This is a genomic window from Faecalibacterium sp. 3 (assembly GCF_048323735.1).
Lineage (GTDB): Bacteria > Bacillota > Clostridia > Oscillospirales > Ruminococcaceae > Faecalibacterium > Faecalibacterium wellingii.
In genome coordinates this window covers 1,524,713-1,545,006 of the sequence record NZ_JBLWFN010000001.1, presented here as the reverse complement: position 1 = coordinate 1,545,006, position 20,294 = coordinate 1,524,713, and the positions used below count along the sequence as shown (strand labels likewise).

The 20,294-nt window shown below is 54.8% G+C and carries 22 protein-coding genes, 2 tRNA genes and 1 pseudogene; 8 read left to right on the top strand and 17 right to left on the bottom strand.

Annotated elements, in window-relative coordinates; translation table 11 throughout:
* Window position 1: 1 nt before the first annotated feature.
* From ACNSPV_RS07245 to ACNSPV_RS07225, 5 genes are all read right to left on the bottom strand, one after another.
* On the bottom strand, window positions 2-1,360 hold the full coding sequence (locus tag ACNSPV_RS07245) for an FAD-dependent oxidoreductase (RefSeq protein WP_348583877.1): 1,359 nt from the start codon (window positions 1,358-1,360) through the stop codon (window positions 2-4).
* Window positions 1,347-1,904, bottom strand: coding sequence for a hypothetical protein (locus ACNSPV_RS07240; RefSeq protein WP_339396285.1), 558 nt, complete (start codon window positions 1,902-1,904; stop codon window positions 1,347-1,349). The genes ACNSPV_RS07245 and ACNSPV_RS07240 overlap by 14 nt, the downstream gene beginning before the upstream one ends.
* Before the next feature lie 19 nt (window positions 1,905-1,923).
* A complete protein-coding gene (locus ACNSPV_RS07235) occupies window positions 1,924-4,074 on the bottom strand; it encodes a hydantoinase/oxoprolinase family protein (RefSeq protein ID WP_348583879.1) in 2,151 nt (716 codons plus the stop codon).
* 185 nt (window positions 4,075-4,259) lie between these two features.
* Complete coding sequence (locus ACNSPV_RS07230; protein ID WP_249238310.1) at window positions 4,260-5,561, bottom strand: C4-dicarboxylate ABC transporter; 1,302 nt, start codon at window positions 5,559-5,561, stop codon at window positions 4,260-4,262.
* A gap of 69 nt (window positions 5,562-5,630) precedes the next feature.
* A complete protein-coding gene (locus ACNSPV_RS07225; protein ID WP_339396287.1) occupies window positions 5,631-6,695 on the bottom strand; it encodes a winged helix-turn-helix domain-containing protein in 1,065 nt (354 codons plus the stop codon).
* Window positions 6,696-7,045: 350 nt separating this feature from the next.
* Here ACNSPV_RS07225 and ACNSPV_RS07220 point away from each other — a divergent pair.
* Both ACNSPV_RS07220 and ACNSPV_RS07215 read left to right on the top strand, forming a co-directional pair.
* Window positions 7,046-7,130 (top strand) — tRNA-Tyr (locus ACNSPV_RS07220).
* A gap of 152 nt (window positions 7,131-7,282) precedes the next feature.
* On the top strand, window positions 7,283-7,534 hold the full coding sequence (locus ACNSPV_RS07215; RefSeq protein ID WP_005927463.1) for a DUF6061 family protein: 252 nt from the start codon (window positions 7,283-7,285) through the stop codon (window positions 7,532-7,534).
* Window positions 7,535-7,632: 98 nt separating this feature from the next.
* Here the strand turns inward: ACNSPV_RS07215 and ACNSPV_RS07210 are convergent, their stop codons facing one another.
* Together ACNSPV_RS07210 and ACNSPV_RS07205 are read right to left on the bottom strand one after the other, a co-directional pair.
* Window positions 7,633-7,809: a hypothetical protein gene (locus ACNSPV_RS07210; protein ID WP_348583881.1), complete on the bottom strand. Its 177-nt coding sequence runs from the start codon at window positions 7,807-7,809 to the stop codon at window positions 7,633-7,635.
* A 17-nt stretch (window positions 7,810-7,826) separates the two neighbouring features.
* Window positions 7,827-9,092 (bottom strand): plasmid recombination protein, encoded by a 1,266-nt coding sequence (locus tag ACNSPV_RS07205; protein WP_348583883.1) that lies wholly within the window; start codon window positions 9,090-9,092, stop codon window positions 7,827-7,829.
* A gap of 686 nt (window positions 9,093-9,778) precedes the next feature.
* Between ACNSPV_RS07205 and ACNSPV_RS07200 the strand changes: the two genes are divergently transcribed.
* The 3 genes from ACNSPV_RS07200 to ACNSPV_RS07190 all read left to right on the top strand — a co-directional run bounded on the left by ACNSPV_RS07200 (window position 9,779) and on the right by ACNSPV_RS07190 (window position 11,936).
* Window positions 9,779-10,609 carry a helix-turn-helix transcriptional regulator gene (locus tag ACNSPV_RS07200; protein ID WP_348583885.1) on the top strand — a complete coding sequence of 277 codons (831 nt, stop codon included), beginning with the start codon at window positions 9,779-9,781 and terminating at the stop codon, window positions 10,607-10,609.
* Entirely contained in the window at window positions 10,593-11,258 is a 666-nt protein-coding gene (locus ACNSPV_RS07195) for a sigma-70 family RNA polymerase sigma factor (RefSeq protein ID WP_348583887.1), read from the top strand. The genes ACNSPV_RS07200 and ACNSPV_RS07195 overlap by 17 nt, the downstream gene beginning before the upstream one ends.
* Window positions 11,259-11,459: 201 nt before the next feature.
* Window positions 11,460-11,936 (top strand): hypothetical protein, encoded by a 477-nt coding sequence (locus ACNSPV_RS07190; protein WP_097772699.1) that lies wholly within the window; start codon window positions 11,460-11,462, stop codon window positions 11,934-11,936.
* A 121-nt stretch (window positions 11,937-12,057) separates the two neighbouring features.
* On the opposite strand, the pseudogene ACNSPV_RS07185 reads toward ACNSPV_RS07190, so the two are convergent.
* Window positions 12,058-12,150, bottom strand: a pseudogene (locus tag ACNSPV_RS07185) (DUF6061 family protein); the annotation flags it as partial.
* A 135-nt stretch (window positions 12,151-12,285) separates the two neighbouring features.
* Here ACNSPV_RS07185 and ACNSPV_RS07180 point away from each other — a divergent pair.
* The 3 genes from ACNSPV_RS07180 to ACNSPV_RS07170 are packed head-to-tail and all read left to right on the top strand — an operon-like array spanning window position 12,286 to window position 14,415.
* Window positions 12,286-12,591 carry a type II toxin-antitoxin system RelB/DinJ family antitoxin gene (locus tag ACNSPV_RS07180; protein ID WP_035393314.1) on the top strand — a complete coding sequence of 102 codons (306 nt, stop codon included), beginning with the start codon at window positions 12,286-12,288 and terminating at the stop codon, window positions 12,589-12,591.
* Window positions 12,588-12,908 (top strand): type II toxin-antitoxin system RelE/ParE family toxin, encoded by a 321-nt coding sequence (locus tag ACNSPV_RS07175; RefSeq protein ID WP_015537812.1) that lies wholly within the window; start codon window positions 12,588-12,590, stop codon window positions 12,906-12,908. The genes ACNSPV_RS07180 and ACNSPV_RS07175 overlap by 4 nt, the downstream gene beginning before the upstream one ends.
* A gap of 13 nt (window positions 12,909-12,921) precedes the next feature.
* The gene (locus ACNSPV_RS07170; RefSeq protein WP_348583889.1) at window positions 12,922-14,415 is read left to right on the top strand and encodes a recombinase family protein; all 1,494 of its coding nucleotides are present in this window, start codon (window positions 12,922-12,924) and stop codon (window positions 14,413-14,415) included.
* 392 nt (window positions 14,416-14,807) lie between these two features.
* Here ACNSPV_RS07170 and ACNSPV_RS07165 read toward each other — a convergent pair whose 3' ends face one another.
* From ACNSPV_RS07165 to ACNSPV_RS07125, 9 genes are all read right to left on the bottom strand, one after another.
* On the bottom strand, window positions 14,808-15,146 hold the full coding sequence (locus tag ACNSPV_RS07165) for a sporulation initiation factor Spo0A C-terminal domain-containing protein (RefSeq protein ID WP_348583891.1): 339 nt from the start codon (window positions 15,144-15,146) through the stop codon (window positions 14,808-14,810).
* 193 nt (window positions 15,147-15,339) lie between these two features.
* A complete protein-coding gene (locus ACNSPV_RS07160) occupies window positions 15,340-15,477 on the bottom strand; it encodes a phage holin (RefSeq protein ID WP_348583893.1) in 138 nt (45 codons plus the stop codon).
* A gap of 59 nt (window positions 15,478-15,536) precedes the next feature.
* Window positions 15,537-15,613: transfer RNA gene (locus ACNSPV_RS07155), tRNA-Trp, on the bottom strand.
* A gap of 73 nt (window positions 15,614-15,686) precedes the next feature.
* Window positions 15,687-15,836 (bottom strand): hypothetical protein, encoded by a 150-nt coding sequence (locus ACNSPV_RS07150; RefSeq protein ID WP_348583895.1) that lies wholly within the window; start codon window positions 15,834-15,836, stop codon window positions 15,687-15,689.
* A 59-nt stretch (window positions 15,837-15,895) separates the two neighbouring features.
* Entirely contained in the window at window positions 15,896-16,099 is a 204-nt protein-coding gene (locus tag ACNSPV_RS07145) for a hypothetical protein (protein ID WP_348583896.1), read from the bottom strand.
* A 185-nt stretch (window positions 16,100-16,284) separates the two neighbouring features.
* On the bottom strand, window positions 16,285-16,617 hold the full coding sequence (locus tag ACNSPV_RS07140) for a hypothetical protein (RefSeq protein ID WP_348583897.1): 333 nt from the start codon (window positions 16,615-16,617) through the stop codon (window positions 16,285-16,287).
* Window positions 16,618-16,799: 182 nt separating this feature from the next.
* Entirely contained in the window at window positions 16,800-17,057 is a 258-nt protein-coding gene (locus ACNSPV_RS07135) for a hypothetical protein (RefSeq protein WP_348583901.1), read from the bottom strand.
* A 567-nt stretch (window positions 17,058-17,624) separates the two neighbouring features.
* On the bottom strand, window positions 17,625-18,479 hold the full coding sequence (gene rsmA, locus ACNSPV_RS07130; RefSeq protein WP_348583903.1) for a 16S rRNA (adenine(1518)-N(6)/adenine(1519)-N(6))-dimethyltransferase RsmA: 855 nt from the start codon (window positions 18,477-18,479) through the stop codon (window positions 17,625-17,627).
* A gap of 339 nt (window positions 18,480-18,818) precedes the next feature.
* Entirely contained in the window at window positions 18,819-20,180 is a 1,362-nt protein-coding gene (locus ACNSPV_RS07125; protein WP_348583905.1) for a S41 family peptidase, read from the bottom strand.
* Between the last annotated feature and the right edge of the window lie 114 nt (window positions 20,181-20,294).

Here is a 20,294-nt window from a genome sequence, read left to right as displayed (position 1 = left end):
TTCACTTTTGCGGCAATGAGGTCGGTTCAAACCGGCGCAGCTTGCTGCCATCCAGTCTGCACAGCGGCTGACCGGTGGCGTGCGCCAGCGTGCAGGCACTGCCCGCCACATCGCCCATGTCAATGACCGTGGGCAGGATGCGGACACTGGCCTGCATCAGGAAGGTGGTGGAAATGCAGCGGCCCGCCACGATCAGGTTCTCGGCTTCGTCTGTGACCATGCTGCGGTAAGGGATCTCGTAGTAATCCCCGTGCTGGTAGGTGTTCTGGTGGAACAGTCCCTTCTTGTTGGAGTGCACATCAATGTACCAGTCCCCCTTGACCAGACCATCCGGGAAGCGCGCCTGCCGGGTGTAGTCCTCCTCGGTCAGCAGATAGTTGCCCTTGAGCCGCCAGCTCTCGCGCACGCCCAGCATGTCCGCTGTCTGCAGCAGATAGCTGTGCGCAAAGCCCGGCATCTTTGCCTGCAGAAACCGCACCAGACGGCCGATCTTCTCGTGTCCCTCTGCAATGGCGGCAGAGCGGGCCAGTGCATCGGTGTTCTGCTTCAGGCTGGGGAGATGCGGGCAGTTGAAGGCCATGCAGCCGGGCTTGTTGGGCAGGCTGAAGCACTGGTAATAGCGCAGGTCCTCCTCGGTGAGCAGGCCCTCGGCTACGCCCTCGCGGAAGATGGGCTCCAGCTTGAAGCTGCGGCCTGCCACCATGGCAGACTCGAAGAAATAGCCGGTCTTGAGGGGAGAGAACTCGTCGTGCAGAGACAGCACATATTCGCGGTATTTTTCCACGTCGATGCCGCCCATGATAAAGCGCAGACTGCTGACCTGATTGTCCCCGTTCTCATCGCCGGAGCTGGTGGGCACGCCAGCCATGCGGGTGAGTACAGCATCACCGGTAGCATCCACAAAGTTTCCGGCTGCAATGGCCTGCAGACCGTTCACGGTCATCACCACGATGTACCGGATGTGCTTGTCCTCGCACACCGCATCCACCAGTGTGGCGTCATACAGCAGCTTGCCGCCGTTGCTGACATACAATTCCTCAAAGGCATCGCTGAGCTGATCCGGTGCAAACCAGATCATTGTGGTAATGCCGTCACGGGTGGTGACGCCGTGCCTGTTCAGGGTCTCCTCTACCCTGTGCAGCACCTCCAGATGTTCCACATAGGTGGGCATCATGGGGCACACCAGTGCACGGGAAGCCGTGCCGCCCAGAAACGCCCCCTTTTCCACCAGCAGGACCTTCTGCCCGTCGATGGCGCAGCGGATGCCGGCTGCGGCACCGGCAGCACCGCCGCCCACCACAACAGTATCATAGTGGCCCAGAAGGGGCAGCTGCCTGCCCAGATATTCAATGCTTTCCATGTTGCGCCTCCAACAATTGATGATAGGTATGGGCAAAGCCGTGCGCGCCGATCTCGGAAAGGGCACGGATGCCGGTCTTGCCCAGACGGAGCGGGCCGATGCTGATCATGGGCACCTGATAGTCCCGGCTGGTCAGGCCCAGCTTGTTCCACTCCAGAAAGTGATAATATTCATGGCTGAGGATCAGGTTCTCCGCTTCCATGCGGGTCATTTTGTTCTGCTGCGCCCACAGGTCCACCGATCTGAGATAGAGGGTGACGCAGTTTTTGCCCGCCACATAGTCGCTGAAATAGCGCTGGTTGCCGGAAACAAAGTCGATGTCCCGCTCCACCACCGTCAGCCCGTTTGCCTTGCAGATGGCAAAAAAGTCTGCACTGCCGCCGCTTTGTGCAAAGACATCCCTTGCCGCAGCGCAGCCTTTTTCCCATGCGGCATCCACGATGCGGGCGCGGTCTGCCTCCGGGATGCGGGGGCAGCACGGGTCGTAGGAAAGCTCTTTTTCCGCCAGATCACGGCCGGGAAAAGGCAGTGCATAAGACGACATGGCAGCCTCCTTTGGTCGGTCAGGAATCGATGCGCAGGGTCGCAGCCACAATGACCGGAGTTTTGGCATCGTAGCCGTTCAGCTCCACATTGGCAAGGCTGTAGATCTGCTCCTCGCTGGACATGCCGGACAGGTCGATGATGCGCTTGCCCAGCACGATGTACACATTGGGGTAGTTGGTGCCGCCGTCGTTGTAGACGGTCAGCTCTTCCAGCATATAGGCGACCGCATCACGCCAGCTGCTGATATCGGCCTGACGCACCGTGGCGTTGGCCTTCTGCAGGCGGATGACCCCCTCTTCGTCGATCAGGCGCAGCGGATGAGAGGTCTTTTTCATCAGGCCGAACAGCTTTTTCTCCACCTTATCCGCCGTCACTGCGCACATGTTCTCGCTTCTGGCTGCGATATGCAGGGCCTTGGGGTCCATGCTCAGGTTCTCTGCCGCCAGTTCCAGCAGCTTGTCCTCGGTCAGTTTTTCGGCGCTGCGGTTCTTGCTGCGCAGCTCGGTAGCACCCACGGCGATGGCGCGGATCACGTTGCGCTGGGTATCCACCTCCACGGTCACTTCCACAGAACCGGGCGCGGCTCCGTTCCGGATGGCCTTCTGTTCGGCCTCCCGGCGCACACTGATGATGTCATTGTCGGTGGGGTTGGAAACGCTGCGCTCCACCATATCACGCACCATGGCCAATGCCACGCCGATGGTGGAAATGACCGGGCCGTTCTTTGCCAGACGGCTCTTGTGATGCATGGTCTCGGCCAGATGCGGCACCACGCTGGCAGCGCCACCGCCGCCGCCCACGAACACGGTGTGCTGGGGGTCCATGTGGTAGTCCTTCATCAGCTGGGCAGCTACCCTGCTGTTTTTGGCGGCGGCAAAGCCCAACACCTTGCGGGCAGCTTCTTCCACGGTGCAGCCCATGTTGTCTGCCAGCGGCTTCCACGCCTTGCGGGCGGCTTCCACATTGCCATAGGCATAATCGCCGGGCTTGACGTAGCCCGCAATGTTGGCAGCGCCGGACATGGTAAGGCAGACCTTAACGCCGTTGTCGCACTCGATGCTGGCGTACTCCGGGTCGCCGGGCATGGGGCTCACGGGCACCAGACGGGGGTTCTGGATCTTGTCGGCATCGGTGAACACCTCATAGTCCAGACCGGCGATGTGGGCGCTGCGGGGGCCGGTATCGCAGGCCTTGCCGTCCTTCACCTCCACCATGCTGCCGCCGCCGATGCCGACGGTGCGCACGTCCAGACTGTTCAGATAGGTCTTGTGGCCGCCCACCTCGGCGTACTTGATCATCACCTTGCCGTCCTTGACACAGGAGATGTCGGTAGAGGTACCGCCTACCTCAAAGAACAGGCCATCGGTCAGCTTTTCGTACATCAAAGCACCGGCAACGCCTGCGGCAGGGCCGGAGAGGATGGTCAGGATGGGGCGGCTGCGCACCTCGTCCACGGTCATCACGCCGCCATCGCAGCGCATGACCATCAGCGGGCTCTTGATGTCCGCATTTTTGATGCTCTGGTCGGTCATGGTGGCAGCATCCAGCATCTTGGGCATGATGCTGGCGTTGATCACGGCGGTGCGGGTGCGGACCTTCAGGCCGTACAGCTTGGAGATCTCGTTGGTCGCTGTGGCAGGCAGGCCCATTTCACCGCAGATCTCGACCACCCGGTTCTCGTTCTTCGGGTCGTCCACGCTGAAGGCCTCGGCGGCAACAAAGGTCTGTGCCCCCTGCTCCTGCAGCTTCTGGATAGCCGCGCGGATGCTGCCGTCCAGATCCGGTGCATTGGTGTCCACATATTCGTTGTAGCTCCGCAGGTACTTACCCTCAGACAGCTCGATGTCCCCCATGGTGGTATCGCCCTTGCTCTTTGCGCCCTGCAGGCCGCTGCCCAGCGTGATGATGCCGACGGGGGCCACATCACCCTCCAGCAGGGCGTTGGTGGCCTGCGTGGTACCATGGGCAATGAAGATGACATCCTCCGGCCGGATCTCGCACTGCTCCATGACCTTGTGCAGCACCTGTACGATGCCGGCAGCAACGCCCTCGGCGGCGGTATGGGTGGTGGGGACCTTTACGCTTCCAACGACCTCAAAGGTCTCGTTATCAATGGCAACGGCGTCGGTGAAGGTACCACCGACATCAATTCCGATACGGACTTTCATAAAGCAAAAACCTCCTGTTTTTCCTTCTTCTTTGCTGCTTTTCGAGCCCGGGCAGATCCAGGTATAAGAATGGGCGGTCCCAGCATCTCGCGAAGATGGAACAACAAACGCGCGGGATACTCGGACCGCCCATGCAGCGGGCTGCGTACAGCCCGCTGCAGACGGCTTGTGGGGGAGAAAACAACTCAGAAGTAGAGCATCGCGCCCAGAATGACGCCGACGATGGACACTGCCCACAGATACGGCAGCATCTTCTTGGTGCAGGTGTTCACGTCCACCTCGCAGAAGTTTGCGGTCCAGACGTTCTGGGTGTTGGTGGGGTCGCCGCCGCACTGGATGCGCTCAGCCGCCAGGAAGGCAGCCATGACAGCCAGCGGGTTCAGGGTGCCCAGGCCAATGATCAGCGCTGCGATGCCGGAGCCGAGGCCGAACATGTTCATGGGGCCGCGGTACAGCGCCAGAGGTGCCAGAATGGCGAAGAAGATGATGTAGGGCACGCGGCTGGTGGGAACAATGGCCAGCAGCAGCGGGTTCAGAACTTCCTTGACGCTTGCGTTGGTGACAGCCAGGAACAGGATGCCGATGCCGACCATCAGGATGACGGCGGGGCCTGCATCGGTGATGCCGTCGTAGCAGGTCTTGGTCATCTGGTTCATGGCCTTGCTGAAGCTCTGCGAGGTGAAGAGCAGGCACCAGATGATGCCAACGGTGAATGCAGGCGTGACAGGCACTTTCAGGAAGGCGACCAGCACGATGGGGATCAGCGGGGTAATCATGGCCAGACCGCCGCGCACGCCGGTGAGCTGCTTTGTGGGCTTTGTGTTGTCCACGGGAGCGGAGAATGCAAACTTGATGCCGTTGCGCTTGAACTCCACGATGACCATGATGAGGGTGGCGATAGCAGTCGCTGCCATCAGGTAGATCTCAAAGCCCTGAATGTCGGCGATGTCCAGCGAGAAGATGCTTGCAAAGCTCTTCCAGTTTGCAATGTTGCAGGCAAGGCCGGTGGTGAATGCCATCAGGAAGATGCAGGCTGCGCTTGCAGCGGGCACGCCGACAGAGATAAGGATGGGCAGCACGATGGAACCTACCATGATGATGGAGCCCAGACCGCTCAGGGTGGTGAACAGGACAGCGGTGGCCACAACCATGATCAGGGTGACTACCAGCGGACGGTCGCCGCCCAGCTCAGCGCTCTTTTTGATGATGTTCTCGGTGACGCCGGTCTTGTTCATCAGCTGACCCAGCCATGCACCAAAAATGGTTGCCATGATGGCGCTGCCCATACGGACGGTGCCGGCTTCAAACACGGTGGTCAGCCAGCCGATCTCTGCGCCGTCCGCGTTTTTGCCGAACATCGGTACACCGGCGATGATGCAGATGACGACAGCCATCAAAGGAAGCGCCAGCAGAGTAGGGATCTTCTTGGTCATCATCAATGCCGCGACGACCAGGAATGCCACAACGATCAGAATGCCTTGTAACATAGTTCTGCTCCTTTTTTTGCGGGGGCAAGCCCCCTTTATTCTCACCGTAAACCACGGCAAGTTTCATTTTCAGGCGTCCGTGCTGCACAGCAGGCTCTGACGCAGATCCGTTGCCATAAAGGCAGGCGTATGGACAGGATCCGGGTTCAGCACCACCGGACGCATCTCCGGGCTTTTCAGCTTCTGCACCACCCCGCGCATGAACGCCGGGCTTGCAGCCGCCGGGCCGGAGAGATACAGCTTCTCGATCACGAACAGCGAGCAGAGCATCCGCGCCACATTGCTCAGCCGTACCGTAAAGCAGCTCACCGGGCTTTGCGTGTTTTTCAGCGCTGCCGCCTGCTGAGCGGGCGGTGCAGCTTCAAAGTTCTGCGCCAGCTCCAGCAGAGAGCCGCCTTCGGGCAGCAGCAGACCGGTGATGTCTGCCTGTCCCTCGCTGCGCAGTGCCACCGGCTGTTCCTTCTGCACGATCTGCACCACGGCCCGGTCGCCAAGGTCGATGTGTGCATAGTTGGAACCTACCGACTTGCCGGCCTCTGCCAGTGCACGGCTCACGGTATAGACCCGGCTGTATTCCTCCACGATCGGCACTTTGAACTGGGTAAACAGCGCCTCCCGCAGAGAAATGGTCGCCGCGGTATAACCGGTGGAGTACATCACGCGGAACTCGCTGATCTCGGTGTCGTCCTGAAACAGCAGCCCGATGCTCTTCATCTTGCCTGCGTGGAGCTCCTCCATGGAAAAGCCCTGAAAGATCGCATCAGAGATCGAAGTCAGCAGCTCGTTTCCATCCCCGCCGTGGTCGGGCAGCACCGTGTGGAACACACACTGCAAAGCCATGTCGTAGAGATATAAAACCGCATGGCTGCGGCCGATATCCACCACAACGACCCTGCCGTAGTCCGGACAGATGGTCAGTCCGGCACGGCTGCGCCCTGCCGTTGCGGCACGCAGGCCGCTCTCCTGCACGACGCCCTCTGCCAGCAGTTCTCCCACCAGCGCCGTGATGGTGCTGGGAGAAAGGCCTGTCTGTTTTGCCAGTTCGATCCGGGAGAGCCCGCCCTCGGTGAGCAGTGCCCGCAAAATCAGGCGGCGGTTCTTCTCCTTTACTGTCCGCAGGCTGGATTTTTTCATGGCTGTGATTCCTTTCAGACCCCATTGTCTTCGCTTATTTCGGATTATGAAATAAGCACTGTCTACAGAATAACACGCTGTTTGGGATACATCAATACTTTTTTCGGATTCCGAAATAATTTAGCGTCCTGAACATTTTCAAGGTATGTTTTTTGTGCATTTTTCCTTCCGAAAAGTGTCGGAACGTGTTCCGTTCCTGTCACTAGCTCTGATACGCTCCGGGACGCCTTGATCCCGGGGCTTTTCGCTTACTTCCGTCCCCTGCAAGAAAATTTCCTCAAAAAACATTGACAAACCCTTGCCCCAGTGGTAATATATACAGGCAGTCTGTGAGACTGCGAATTGAATATGGGCGTGTTCCCGAGTGGCCAATGGGGACAGACTGTAAATCTGCTGCTTTCAGCTTCGGTGGTTCGAATCCACCCGCGCCCACCAAACAAGAAAAATCCGAACCTATTTCCGATTGGAGAAGGGTTCGGATTTTTCGTTTTCTTCGGGTTTGAGAATGAAGGCTCCCGTGGACGGCGTAAAACTCCGATACCTTGTCATAGACCGTAAGCCAATAACAAGATTTGGAGGGTATGATTATGAAGTACGATGAAAGAACCTGCAAATTCAACATGGACACCGGCTGCGTGGAACTGCTGCTCCGGGATGGGAGAATGATCTCCATTGACTGCACTGGGGTCGAGGATGAATTGGACGTGACCATGGCGCAGAGGACGGAACTGGACTACCTCATCTACAACGATCCGCTGGGCTATGCGGATTTGATTCTGAACGGTGACCCGGAGAAATATTTGAAGAATGTGGCTGGAAGCCATGGGCTAGAAGATTAAGGGCAAAAAAATAAGAGGTGTGCCCAACTGGACACACCTCGGTGAGACACATCTATATAAGGCAGGGCGTTCCCTTTACTGGGAGCGTCCTGCTGTTTTTATGCTGCAACAGGCAAGGCTTGTAGAGTTTCCTGCTCTTTCAGCCATTCCTCGTATTCACGCTGGCCTTCCTCGCTGTTGAAAAACTCAACCATGGAGGGATAAAAGCAACGCGCAAGGGTCTTGATTGCTTCATCCGGGTAGCCGGATTTGTTCGACTTCTTCTTTTTGCTCAAATGGTATCCTCCGAAACTCAAAGTTCCATATCCTGCCCACGCTTGCGGTTTTTCTGCGGCACATTCATGGTGTGCTCCTGCTTGGGGGCAAGAATCTTTTCCAGAAAGCCACGCACCAGTTCGGGCGCACGGTGGAGAGCATCCAGATAGGGTTTCACGTCGTACCACAGGTCGTGGTACTTGTTGCTCCAACGAACGGCCTCTTTCTTGGCGGTGGAAAGTTCTTCTTTCAGGCGGCGGTTCTCCACATCCATCATATAGCCGTGGTCGGCTTGCTTTTTCAGCTTGGAAAACTCTTCTTCGGTCAGCGAATAGTTGCCGAGAAAGGTGCGCTTACCAATATAATCCAGATCGCGCGCATGAATGAGGGCTTCTTTTGTGAGCGTGACCTTTTTCTGCACAGCGGCAAGTTCCTTTTCGGTCTTGGAGAGGGTTTTGTTGGTTTGGGTGAGGTGCTGCTCTTTCTGGTCAATCTGGGCGGTCAGGCTGTCCAGCCGTTCCTGCTCCCGTTGAACTTTGAACTGGGTGACGGTCAGGTGTTCTTCGGTGCTGCCGCGCTCGCCGCGCTCTACATCGGTGTACCCGGCATTGTGCATATAGGTGAAGAAATCGTCTTGCAGGATGCTGTACGACTTCTTCAGGACTGGTTTGCCGTTCTTTTGCAGGACGGGCTCTCCAGCATCGTCCAGCAGGGGCTTGGATGCCCACTTCTTGCTCCGGCTGACCTGCATGACAGTCTCCTTTACGGTACCGACCAGTGCCTTGTCCTTGCAGCGTTTCGACCACAGGATCTGCTTTTCGACCACAGGTACATAGACCACATGGAGGTGGTAGTGGTAAACTTCGCGGCCTAGTGCTTCGGTCATGGCACGGTTGATCTCATCGGCGTGCATGACTGCCGAGAGGATATACTGCTCACCACCCACGATCTGAACGGCTGCTTTGTAGGCATCCTCATAGAACTGCTTGGCGAACTCGTAGCCACCGTGATTGTCAAAATAGGCCGAGTTGACATCAAAGACAAGCTCGCAGTAATGGGTGGCATCCGGCTTCAAGCCGCGCGTGGAGATGGTTCCATCGGCTTCCAACTGGGCGAACAGGTCGGTGTAGCTGGCAGTTGGCTTCTTGAGGTGGACGTTCCATGCAGCGCGCTGGGGGATGATATCGGGGTTCCGATAGCTGTCCTTTTCGCGCTCGTTGTGCTGCTGGGTGTTGCCAACGGCCTTGTCCGAAACGGCGAGGTTTCGGACACTGGTGCGGTCAATGCCATCATTTCTTGCCAAAGGGCATCCCTCCTTTCAAGGTTCATCGAGAGGTGACGGGGAACGAAGATGCACTTCTTCGGAAGTGTAATAACCCACTATGACACTTTCATCCCTATGGGCTGCAAAGTGTAGTGGGCTCTTCGAGGACTCTCCGAGGGAGAACGTCTCCTGCGGGAGAGCTCCGATCAAGTTCGCACAATGCGAACTTGATTGCTCCGTACGCATCTGAAAAAATTGCGTACGGACTTCAAATAACCCGTACGGTCTGTACGGTGTACGGAGACGCGAAATATAAACGATGACGCGTTTTAATTTGCTTCTACTTGCCGTACGGGTGCGTACAAGTACAGACCGTACAGGTTGTACGAACTTCTTCCGTAAAAAAATGCACTTTTTACGGGCAGGGGGGACAAGCGGTTCGATGCCGACAAAACCCCGCACCCTGCGGCCACCGGGCAGGGCGGTGTTATGTGTTGCACCAGAGTATCCCCGTGTGGGAACTCTGGTGTTTTTTTGCTTCCTGCCTGAATATACGGGGAATTTTGCAGAAAGAGCAAAAAAGCGGCAGAACTGCAACGGAAAAAGAAAAAAGCCCTTACTGGTTGCAGGGCTGCAACAGCAAGGGCGGAGAGGTAACCGTATATTGAACAAAACGGCAGAGCGTATTATAATGAGGAAAAAGCTCAAAAAGGAGGGCCGACCACATGGCACAGGAATATCTGCCCGCACCATCCAACATCCGTCTTGCGGACTTGATGAAAGAGCACAACATAAGCCAACCGGAGCTTGCCAAGGAAATCGGCTGCTCCAAAAGCACCATCAGCCGCTTCATCAGCGGCGCAAAAGGGACTCTGACCCATGAGCAGGTGCTGAAGATTGCAAGGCTGTTCAACGTGTCTACGGATTTTCTGCTGGGAGAAACCAACATCCCCGACCGCAAGAACTACGACATTGCCGAACTTGGCCTGTCCGTAGAAGCCGCAAAGAACCTCTACACGGGGCGTGTCAATACAGAGGTGGTCAACCTGCTGTTGGAAAACGCCCGGTTTGCAGAGCTTACTTACCGCATATCGCAGTATTTTGATGATACCTTTGCGTCCGGTATTGCGGCACAGAACGCCATGCTCACGACATTGAGCACCCTGCTGCGTACAAGGGTCAAGACCCCGGAGGCAGCCAAAGCCGCAAAGGACATCAGCCTTCGGAGAAAGCCCGTGTACCAAGGCGACCTTGATGACATTGAAATGTACTTCATGGCGGCGGTCAAGGAAATCAAAAAGGGGATCGGGAGCCATTACGCCGAGCAGGAAGCCATGAGCAAGAAAGTGGCAGAAAAAATGTTTACAGAACTGACCAAATGGCAGGATGTGCAGCACCCAACGATTACGGCAGAGCAGTTGACAGATGCAATGTTGGACAGCGTTTCGGGTATGGAAGGAGCCACGCCGGAAGCACTGGAACAGCTGCGAAGCGGTCTGCTGGGAATCTTGCAGTCTGCCGCAGAGCAGGAAAACGCCCATGAAGCAGACGAATGAACGGCTTTGTGCGCTGGCACAGAAAGGCGATGCCGCCGCGCTGGACAGCCTGATCGACAACAACAAGTCCTTTATCGGCAAGGTGGCGAATGACCTTTTTCGCAGCATGAATCTGGCACAGGCTGGCCTGAACCTTGACACGGACGATTTGAAACAGGCGGGCAATCTGGGCTTATGGAAAGCTGTGCCGAAATTTGATGCGGCGCGCGGCATGAAGTTCCTGACCTATGCGGCTCCGGCCATCCGCAACGCCATGATGGATATGGTTCGGGATGCCTTTGCCGCTTTTGAGCAGCGGATGGTGACGGAGGATAAGGATGGTATCTGCTACCAGCGCGTTTCGCTGGACGATGTTCTGCCGGGAGAGGAACAACTGCGGCGCATCGAAGCCATAGCCGACCCTTATGCCATGCAGCCGCAGAGTATTATGGAAGAGCAGGAATCGCGCCGGGAACTGTACGATGGTCTGAAACGGCTGACCCAGCGAGAGCAGACCTATCTATTGTACCGCTATGGCTTTACCGATGGCGAGGAGCATCCTCTGATCGGCACGGCGATATACTTTCACCTGACAAAAAGCCGCGCCAAAAAGACCGAGGAACAGGCCATGGATAACCTGTGGTTGGAATTGCCGTGGTGGTTTGTATGAACGAAAAGAAAAATCGTGATTGTGCTACAAGTTTTCTGGAAATTTATGTGCAGCCATATGATTTTGAAAAAAATTGTGGACAGATGAAATAAATCAGGCTTGAAGTTCGTTATTTAAACAGAAAAGTTAATAATTATGGTATGATAAAATGCGATAACAAATAAATCGACAAAAATAGATTGAATAAAGGAGAAGAATGCTATGAAAAAAGTAATTTATCTGTTTGTGCTATGCATGGTTTTGGGGTTAGCTGGATGTGGGCAATCTCAGGAAAATAAAGAACCATCGACTGAAAGCACTTCAGTACAAGTAGAAAACAAAAATGTTAGTGATATAGTATCAAACGAGCATTTAACCAATAATGATACTGCGAATTTTCAAATGCCAGAGGAAGGCTATTATAGTAATGATTTTGATGAAATTCTGAATATCACTAAAGAAGATGATGGCACATATAGGATCGAGTATAGCGTTACCCATTTGCTTTATGTCGAAAACGCGATTGGAACTTACGATTCTGAAACAGGGATTCTTAGCTTTAGCGGCAAAGACGACAGAGGAAATGATATAAAAGCAGAAATTGAAAATAAGGGAGATCATCTGGAAGTCACAGTAACTCAGAGCAACTATGAAGATATTATCGGGACGAAGCAGGAATTTTTTCAAGCAGATGAGTAAGAACAAATAGGCGACAAAAGTTGTGGAAAAACTTGATAACTATTAACAAACCGATAGCCCTCTATTTGCAATGATCGCAAGTAGAGGGCTGTTGGTCTGTTTGGAATATTCTAATTAAAGGTCAATCTTCTAATCTGCCATGGTCGCGGCCGAGCGAGAGATAATGCTCAATCTCACCACCCAGTATAAGCTGGGCGTATTCCAAAGATTTATTCTAACGAATGAATATTCTGCGCTTTAAACAATTTAATGACGAATATATTGTGAAATACAGAGAATTTCAATAGCGGCTTCGCGCTTGATTGACTCGCAACGCAAAATACGTTACAATAAATCCGAGGTGATAACCATGGAAAAAACGATGACGCTCAATCTCCGTGTCAACCCTACCGTCAAGCAACAAGCCGAAGATGTCCTAAAGCAGCTCGGCATCCCGATGGCAACCGCCATTGATATGTACCTGCGCCAAATCACGCTGACGGGTGGCATTCCGTTCTCGCTATCCCTGCCGAAAGCTCCTGCTGCACTGAACGCTGACACCATGACCGATGACCAGCTTCATGCAGCCTTGCAGGTGGGCATTAAGGAGATTCAGAACGGTGATACCGTGGATGCTGCAAGCGCATTCGCACAGTTCAGGGAACAGCACAGATGAAACAGTATGATGTGAAAATTTCTCATGCAGCCCTCAGCGATATGGAGCAGATCTACAGCTATATTGCCGACCGTCTGCTGGAGCCTGACACGGCTATGGGGCAGTATAACCGCATTGCGGAAGCCATCCAGTCGCTGAACATCCTGCCGGAACGCTGTGCGCTGGTAGAGAGCGAGCCGGAGCGCACCCAAGGGCTGCGGCAGATGCTGGTGGATAACTACTCGGTATTCTACATCGTGGGCGAGGATGCCGTGTCGGTGGCTCGTGTGCTGTACAGTGCATCCGACCTTGTGCGCCGCCTGCGGAGAATGAAGTGAAAGGGGTGTTTGCATGACCGCCGTGATCTACGCCCGCTATTCCAGCGACAATCAGCGTGAAGAATCCATCGAAGGCCAGATTCGTGAATGTACGGCTTATGCCGAAAAGAACGGCATCACCGTGGTCAAACACTACATTGACCGCGCCCTTTCCGCAAAAACCGACAACCGCCCGGATTTCCAGCAGATGATCAAGGACAGCGAAAAGCGGCTGTTTGACATTGTGCTGGTCTGGAAACTTGACCGATTTGCCCGAAACCGCTATGATTCGGCCCACTATGAGTACCAGTTAGAGAGGAATCATGTCAAACTGGTATCTGCCACGGAGCCTATCTCTGACAGCCCTGCGGGTATCATGGTCAAGAGTATGCTCACTGGCATGGCTGAATACTATTCCGCAGAACTTTCTGAAAAGGTCGTGCGCGGCATGACTGAGAATGTTCTGAAGGGAAAGTACAACGGCGGCACGATTCCCATTGGTTTTAAGGTGGACGAGGAGAAGTTCTTTCAAATCGACCCGCTGAAAGCTCCCTTTGTGGTAGAAGCCTTTCAGCGGTACAACGATGGTGCAACTATGAAAGAACTGATGAACTGGCTGAACGACAGTGGTGTGACCACCAACCGCAACCAGAAGTTCACCTACAACAGTGTTCAAAAGCTGCTGACGAACAAACGGTACATCGGAGAAAACCACTTCAAGGACATTGTGATGCCCGACAGTATCCCGGCCATCGTGGACAAGGACTTGTTTGAGGAAGTGCAGCTGAAAATCAAAAAGAACAGCCGTGCTCCTGCCCGCCACAAGGCCGAGGATGATTATCTGCTCACCACCAAGCTGTTCTGCGGAATGTGCGGTGCGATGATGTTCGGTGAGTGCGGTACGGGTAGAAACAAGGTCGTTCATCATTATTATAAGTGCGCCACCGCGAAGCGTTTCAAGACCTGCAAGAAAAAGACCGTCCGTAAGGAATGGCTGGAAGATTTGGTCGTGGCTGAAACCATGAAGCTGATTCAGGACGATGCCGTGATTGATGCCATCGTTGCAGAAGTCATGGAGTTGCAGGATCAGGAAAACACTACGCTTCCTTTGCTGGAAAAGCAGATGCGCGAGGTGGAGAACGGCATTGAGAATATGCTGAACGCTATTCAAGCGGGTGTGCTGACCAACTCCACCAAATTACGTTTGGAAAAGCTGGAAGCCCAGCAGAAAGAGCTTGAAGTTCGGATTGCCGAAGAAAAAATCGCTCAGCCACGGTTGAGCGAAAATCAAGTTCGGTTCTGGCTGACCCGGTTCCGCAAGCTCGACCCGAACGTGAAAAGCCACCGGGAAACGCTTATCAATACATTCGTGAATGCTGTTTATCTCTATGATGAAAAAGTTTTGATTACATTCAACTACAAAGACGGCACAAAAACCATCACTTTCGATGAGATCGCCGCCAAAGATGCCCCAGAGGGCAATGGTTCGGATTTAGGTTGCTTCGCTCCACCAAAAAGACCAGCGTAGAAAATACGCTGGTTTTTTGCTTTATCCGGTATCTCAAGTTTCACTCTCAAGGGTGGATTCGAACAGCTGCGGCGACGTCGCTGAAGACGGCGCAAAAACAGCCCAGTGCAACAGCGACGACCGCTGCCAGCGGCAGAAGCAGGGAGGAGCTGTTTGGGCTGCGGCCAGCAGGATGCGCGTGCCGCCCAAGGCACGACGCAGCCGCTGGGAGCCGCGACCCGGGTTCCTTTTTGTTTTGCGCGGCTCGCGACATCCACCCGCGCCCACCAAGAAATAGCACCTAGAAACGTTGGTTTCTTGGTGCTTTTCTTTTGCTGAAACCCACTCTTAAACCCACTTCTTCAGAAAACCGTTCAAAAAAACAACTGAAAAGATGAGCTTTTGAGTCGCTTTTATGCTCTCATCACCGCGTTGTACAGCATCTCCAGAAACTGCACCGCGCTGGGCGCACCGGTCAGCGGGTAGCCTGCCAGCTGCTGCACATAGGCGGGGTTTGTGTCCCACGCGGTTTTCGTAGCCCTGCGGATCGCGCTCTGGATTGCCTTAGGGTCACAACATCGCTGATCTGCAATCGGAGTGTAGCTCTCTTTCTCCACAGCCTGCAGGCGGTCCTCCTGCTCATAGATCAGTTCGATACACCGGAGCAGGATGCTGTAGGCGCTCACATTGCGTGTGGTGCCCATCGGGCGCAGCAGGTCATTGACTTGAGCGGACAAATCTGAAACGATCATAGTTGACACATCCTTTCTTTATGCGTCAACTCTAACCGAAAAGTTTTCAAAACACATCAAATACGCCGAAATATGTCGTTTTATGTCTCAATACGTCATACAAACAAAAACAGCCCCGAGGAACCGTCAGGCTCCCCGGGGCTGATGCTATGTATGGCCGTTTTGGACTGGGCGGCTTACTTCCCCTGTGCCTTCAGCTTGTCGTAGGTCTGGTCTGCCTGAAGGGCTGCGGGGGGAAGCTGTTGTTCTTCCACCACGCGACCAGCGCGGCAACGGTGGTGATACTGGCGGTGACCAGCTGCTCCACGATCTGGCTCTCGATGGGCAGCACGGGCTTATCGCGGTTCTCTTTCCGCACGGGACAAGGCGGAGTACGCGCCGCCCGCCGCATGGAACCGTTTACAGGGCTCGAACCTGCCGCTTCCGGTTTTGGAGACCGGCGCTCTTCCAACATGAGCTAAAACGGCATGAAAAAACCACTATGAAGCCTTTTTTCGGGGCACATAGTGGTTAAAATGGGGCATTTCCGTGAATGAAAGCTTACTTTTTGGGGTGCGGGTGCGGCGTGTATTTGTCGTCCTGCGCCTGCTGCACGGCGGATGCAATCATGAAGAACAGCCGGGCACCGTTCAGAAGAATGATCTCAAGCAGGGCGAGGATCATCAGAGTGATAAGAACTGTAGTAACCATAGCGTGCCTCCTAAAAATGGGCAAAAGAAAACCACCGTCCGGGTGGATGGTGGTTAAGGTTATTCGATGCCGGGCGGGAGCTTGCCAATCCCTTTCAATGCATCATAGGCACAGCGCGATGCAAGTTGCTCAGGCGGAACATCATTGTCGTATGCTTCACATGCTTCATCATACGAGTGGTCAATTGGATGTTTCAGCAATGTTTCTTGAAGCTCTTTAATTACTTCTGGTGTGAAATAATCACTCATAGAACCGGATGCCATATTTTTTCATCTCCTTGATTGAATCATGAATTATGGATTCGGCTTCCTGAAGCAGTTGTTCGTCAGGCAATTGTTCCCTTGGAATGTCACTCAATGCATTTACTTTTGTGAAAAGCCGGGAAGAAATAGCCTTGATTGTATTCGAATCATACTCTGATGTTTTCTCAATCGCGTAAATGTGCCCGTTATGACCAACTGCGGTCAGAAGTTTTATAGAATCGTCGTGTGCGAAGTTGTACAAATCGCCCTGCGAAAAAAATACTGCAATCGGGATGGGTGTGAATGAAGATATGCGGAACCGCTGTTTTTGGAGGTTTCACGCTTCCGCCACGAGCGGGCCCGATGATATCCTTCGTCAGCGGCTTCATCTTGATGTCGAACACCCTTCCCACTTCAACATTTTCCGGTTGCTTTGAAGCGACCATGAGAAGGCGCTTGTGGGCATTTTTCAACTGCTGCTGCCCGGCGGCATCCAGCGTGTCACGGCTGAATGCCTTAACATTTGCGATTGACTGCATTGTAACAGGTTTCGCCTTTGTGTTCAAGCTGCTGTATATACAGATATGCTTCCTGAGACCGCTGTCTGTCTTGCTTGGCTGACAGGCAGGTCATGTGCAGCCAGGCATCCCCCTCTGTTCGCAATGCCGGATTCTTTTGCATTTCGTTCCAGATTGCAGAGGGCTCATCAAGCTGTAGCACTTCACTTTTGGTCATTTTTCAATCCCTCGATAAAATGATAGAGCTGCGGATCCTTCTCTTTCAGGGCAGAGGGCTCCTGATAAAAAGCGCGATACCCTTCACTGAAATATTCCTTCAGCATATCTTCATTGATCTGCATCGTTCCGGCTTTAAAAATTCCATCCGTGGGAGATTCATATAGCCGTCCCTGATACTCAGATATGAATTTGCTGTTCTGAAGGAGATAAACCGCTTGTGTATAGGTACTATCATCATACACGATTTTAGAAAGATCTTCAACATCAATCCCGGATTTTCAAATAACCCACTTTGCAACCCACTTTTTTGGCTCAATCCGGGTAAGCAACGCTTTGCGCAGAACAGTAAAACTCAGAAAAATCGCATGATTTCTGTGCTTTTTTCTGCTGAAAATTTGCACAGATAATAGCCAGGCTCGTTCGAATCCACCCGCGCCCACCAAAAAACCTCAACGTATGAGAGTACGCTGAGGTTTTTGTTTTACTGCAAAGCCAGACTCACTGGGCGGGTGGATTCGAACAACAGCGGAGCCGACCGCCGCCTGCGGCGGAAACAGGGAGGCGAGGCTGGGGCAGCGCTCCGCTTTTTCAAAGCCCTGCCAAGGGGCTGCAGAAAAAGCGGCAAGCGCAACTCTTAAGGCCCGCCGAATGGTCCGGCGGGCAAAAAAGCCCCTGCGGGGCTTTTTTAGATGCGCGGCTCGCGAAATCCATGAAAAATGCGCAAACAAAAACCACCGTCCGGGTGGATGGTGGTTCGGTGATCGAGAAAAAACAGGCTTCACCTTGAAACGGGCGGGACGTCGGCGGGGTCAGCGGGCAAGAGCCTGCTGGATCTTGGCAAAATCCTCCAGCGTGAGAGCCTCCGGGCGGATGCGGGCGTCAAACCCCGCAGCTTCAATGGCGGCAGTCACTGCGTCCTTGGGCATCCCCAGACCACTGGCAATGGCGTTGGCGGCGGTCTTGCGGCGCTGACCAAAGGCGGCACGCACCAGTGCAAAGTAGCCTTCTTCGTCCTCCACCTGCACGGCGGGCTGCGGACGGATCTCCATGCGCACCACAGCGCTGGTCACTTTGGGTGCCGGGTAAAAGCTGCCGGGCGCGGCAGTGAACATCATTTTGGAGGTTGCGTAGTAGCTTACGGCGCAGCTGATGGCGCTGGAGGCCCGGGTACCGGGCGCAGCAGCCAGACGATCTGCGGCTTCCTTCTGCACCATAACGGTCAAGCTCTCGATGGGCAGACGATCGCCCAGCAGCTTCATGACGATGGGGCTGGTGATGTAATACGGCAGGTTGGCGCACACCGCCACCGGCATTCCGGGAAACTCTTCTGCAATGAGCGCCTTCAGGTCCACTTTCAGTACATCCTGTAATACCAGCTTGAAATTGTCCACTCCAGCCATCGTTTCGGCCAGCAACGGCGGCAGGCGTTCGTCCACCTCGATGGACACCACCTTGGCAGCACGCTTTGCCAGTTCCCGGGTCAGCACGCCGATGCCGGGGCCGATCTCAATGACGCCATAGCGCCGATCTACGCCGCTGGCATCCACGATCTTGGGCGGCAGACCCGGGTTGATGATATAATTCTGTCCAAAACCCTTGGAGAGTGCAAAATCATATTTTTCGCACAGGGCACGGATCACCGAGAGGTCGGTCAGTTCGGGCATAGATTCCATCCTTTTTAATAGTACGATTTGAATGCCCTCCGCGTTGCTTTGGGCATATTCAGCGGAAATATTATTATAATATGGCAACCCAGCCAGACCTGCGGGTCTGGCTGGGTTGCATTTTCACGAGAAGGGGTCGGTAAACGGGAGCACTGCGGGGCGCTCCAAAACGCTTTTTCACATGAGGAGTCGGTACGGCAAGCGGCATCACCGCGCCCTACGGGCGCGCTCAAAAGCCGTTTCAAAAAAGGAACATGCGTACGGCAAACAGCACTGCAATAAACCGGGTTACTTTTTTACAAGAAGAAGCCCATGCAGCATTTCTGCCGGTTTTACCTTTTATTCCGCACTGGACGCAGCTTCACTGCTTGTTTCTGCTTGGGCAGAAGAAGCCGTTTCCTCAGAGGAAGCGTTCTCCGGCTCAGCAGCGGCGCTGTCCGCAGATTCGGATGCAGCCGCCGAGGAAGCCGCGTCGTTGACGCCGCCCAGAGTCGTGGTACCGCTCAGCTGCTGTGCTGCGCTGACCGCACGCTGGATCTGCGGGTCGGTCTCCGGGGTGTAATCATAGAAGTTGGTGGTCTCTTCTGCGGTCAGCGCCTTTTCCACATCTACACTCAGACCGGTGCCGTCAAAGCAGGAACCGTCGCCACAGATGAGCTTTGCCACCGTGATGCTCACCGCACTGCCGTCCGAAAGGCGCTGCGGGCTGCTCTGGATGGTGCCCTTGCCCATGGTGGTGGTGCCCACCAGACGTGCACCGTTCATGGTGTGCAGGCTGGCGGCAAACAGCTCTGCTGCGCTGGCGGTGTTCCCGTTCACCAGACAGACGATGGGCAGGTCTACCCTGCTCTCGTTGTCACTGCTGCCAATGATCGTGCGGTTGCCGTTCTTATCCTCAGCATAAGCCACCGTGCCCTCCGGAGCGATCAGGTCGATGCAGCTGACGGCATCATCCAGCACGCCGCCGCCGTTGTCGCGCAGGTCGAACACAAAGCTCTGCGCCCCGCTGGCGGTCAGGGAACGAATGGCATAATCCAGTTCACTGGGCGTGCTGCCGTCGAACTGGCGGATCCTGATGTAGCCCACGCTGTCCAGCATCTGATAATCCACGGTGGTGCTGGTATAGCCGGAGTGGGTCAGGTCTGCCGTTTTGGAGGCCGCTTCGCTGTTGAGCCATGTCACATTGACGGTCGTACCGGCCTCGCCCTGCAGGCGGGCCTGCACAGCGTCCACGCCGGAAAGGCTCTTTACCTCAGTGCCGTCAATGGCGGTGATGTAGTCCCCTGCCACGATGCCGGCCTCCTGTGCAGGCGAGTCCTCGTAGACCTTGGTCACCTTTGCGTAGCCGGTCTGGTCGATGCCCAGCTCCACGCCAATGCCCATCACCTTGCCGCTCTGCTGATTCATCAGCTCCGTGTAAGCAATGGCGCTGTAGTAGCGGGCGTACTTGTCGCCCGTGCCCAGCAGGTAGCCAGCCGTCAGGCGGTCATACAGCACCGTTTCGTCGATGGAATAGTAGTCGTTGCTGCGCACATAGCGGTCCACCTCGGCCACCTTGTTGTACATGCTCTCCTTTTCCTTCACGCTGCTGACAGTGCTGTCAAACAGCCGCATGGCGATCAGCATGGTGATGGAAAAGGTCACGGTCATAGCCAGGATCACAATGGTGACGGCCATGCCTACAGAGATCTTACGGTTCATGCCTTGCTCCCTCCTGTCAGAACAGCAGCATCATCAGCACACTGCCCAGCAGCGAAAGTGCAAACAAGCCTGCCAGCAAAAGGCAGCCGATGCGCAGCAAACGCTTATGTTTTT

Excerpts from the sequence above, each read along its gene's own strand:
- ACNSPV_RS07245 (WP_348583877.1), bottom strand. The coding sequence starts at position 1,360 with ATGGAAAGCATTGAATATCTGGGCAGGCAGCTGCCCCTTCTGGGCCAC.
- ACNSPV_RS07240 (WP_339396285.1), bottom strand. The coding sequence starts at position 1,904 with ATGTCGTCTTATGCACTGCCTTTTCCCGGCCGTGATCTGGCGGAAAAA.
- ACNSPV_RS07235 (WP_348583879.1), bottom strand. The coding sequence starts at position 4,074 with ATGAAAGTCCGTATCGGAATTGATGTCGGTGGTACCTTCACCGACGCC.
- ACNSPV_RS07230 (WP_249238310.1), bottom strand. The coding sequence starts at position 5,561 with ATGTTACAAGGCATTCTGATCGTTGTGGCATTCCTGGTCGTCGCGGCA.
- ACNSPV_RS07225 (WP_339396287.1), bottom strand. The coding sequence starts at position 6,695 with ATGAAAAAATCCAGCCTGCGGACAGTAAAGGAGAAGAACCGCCGCCTG.
- ACNSPV_RS07215 (WP_005927463.1), top strand. The coding sequence starts at position 7,283 with ATGAAGTACGATGAAAGAACCTGCAAATTCAACATGGACACCGGCTGC.
- ACNSPV_RS07200 (WP_348583885.1), top strand. The coding sequence starts at position 9,779 with ATGGCACAGGAATATCTGCCCGCACCATCCAACATCCGTCTTGCGGAC.
- ACNSPV_RS07195 (WP_348583887.1), top strand. The coding sequence starts at position 10,593 with ATGAAGCAGACGAATGAACGGCTTTGTGCGCTGGCACAGAAAGGCGAT.
- ACNSPV_RS07190 (WP_097772699.1), top strand. The coding sequence starts at position 11,460 with ATGAAAAAAGTAATTTATCTGTTTGTGCTATGCATGGTTTTGGGGTTA.
- ACNSPV_RS07180 (WP_035393314.1), top strand. The coding sequence starts at position 12,286 with ATGGAAAAAACGATGACGCTCAATCTCCGTGTCAACCCTACCGTCAAG.
- ACNSPV_RS07175 (WP_015537812.1), top strand. The coding sequence starts at position 12,588 with ATGAAACAGTATGATGTGAAAATTTCTCATGCAGCCCTCAGCGATATG.
- ACNSPV_RS07170 (WP_348583889.1), top strand. The coding sequence starts at position 12,922 with ATGACCGCCGTGATCTACGCCCGCTATTCCAGCGACAATCAGCGTGAA.
- ACNSPV_RS07165 (WP_348583891.1), bottom strand. The coding sequence starts at position 15,146 with ATGATCGTTTCAGATTTGTCCGCTCAAGTCAATGACCTGCTGCGCCCG.
- ACNSPV_RS07150 (WP_348583895.1), bottom strand. The coding sequence starts at position 15,836 with ATGGTTACTACAGTTCTTATCACTCTGATGATCCTCGCCCTGCTTGAG.
- ACNSPV_RS07145 (WP_348583896.1), bottom strand. The coding sequence starts at position 16,099 with ATGGCATCCGGTTCTATGAGTGATTATTTCACACCAGAAGTAATTAAA.
- ACNSPV_RS07140 (WP_348583897.1), bottom strand. The coding sequence starts at position 16,617 with ATGCAGTCAATCGCAAATGTTAAGGCATTCAGCCGTGACACGCTGGAT.
- rsmA (WP_348583903.1), bottom strand. The coding sequence starts at position 18,479 with ATGCCCGAACTGACCGACCTCTCGGTGATCCGTGCCCTGTGCGAAAAA.
- ACNSPV_RS07125 (WP_348583905.1), bottom strand. The coding sequence starts at position 20,180 with ATGAACCGTAAGATCTCTGTAGGCATGGCCGTCACCATTGTGATCCTG.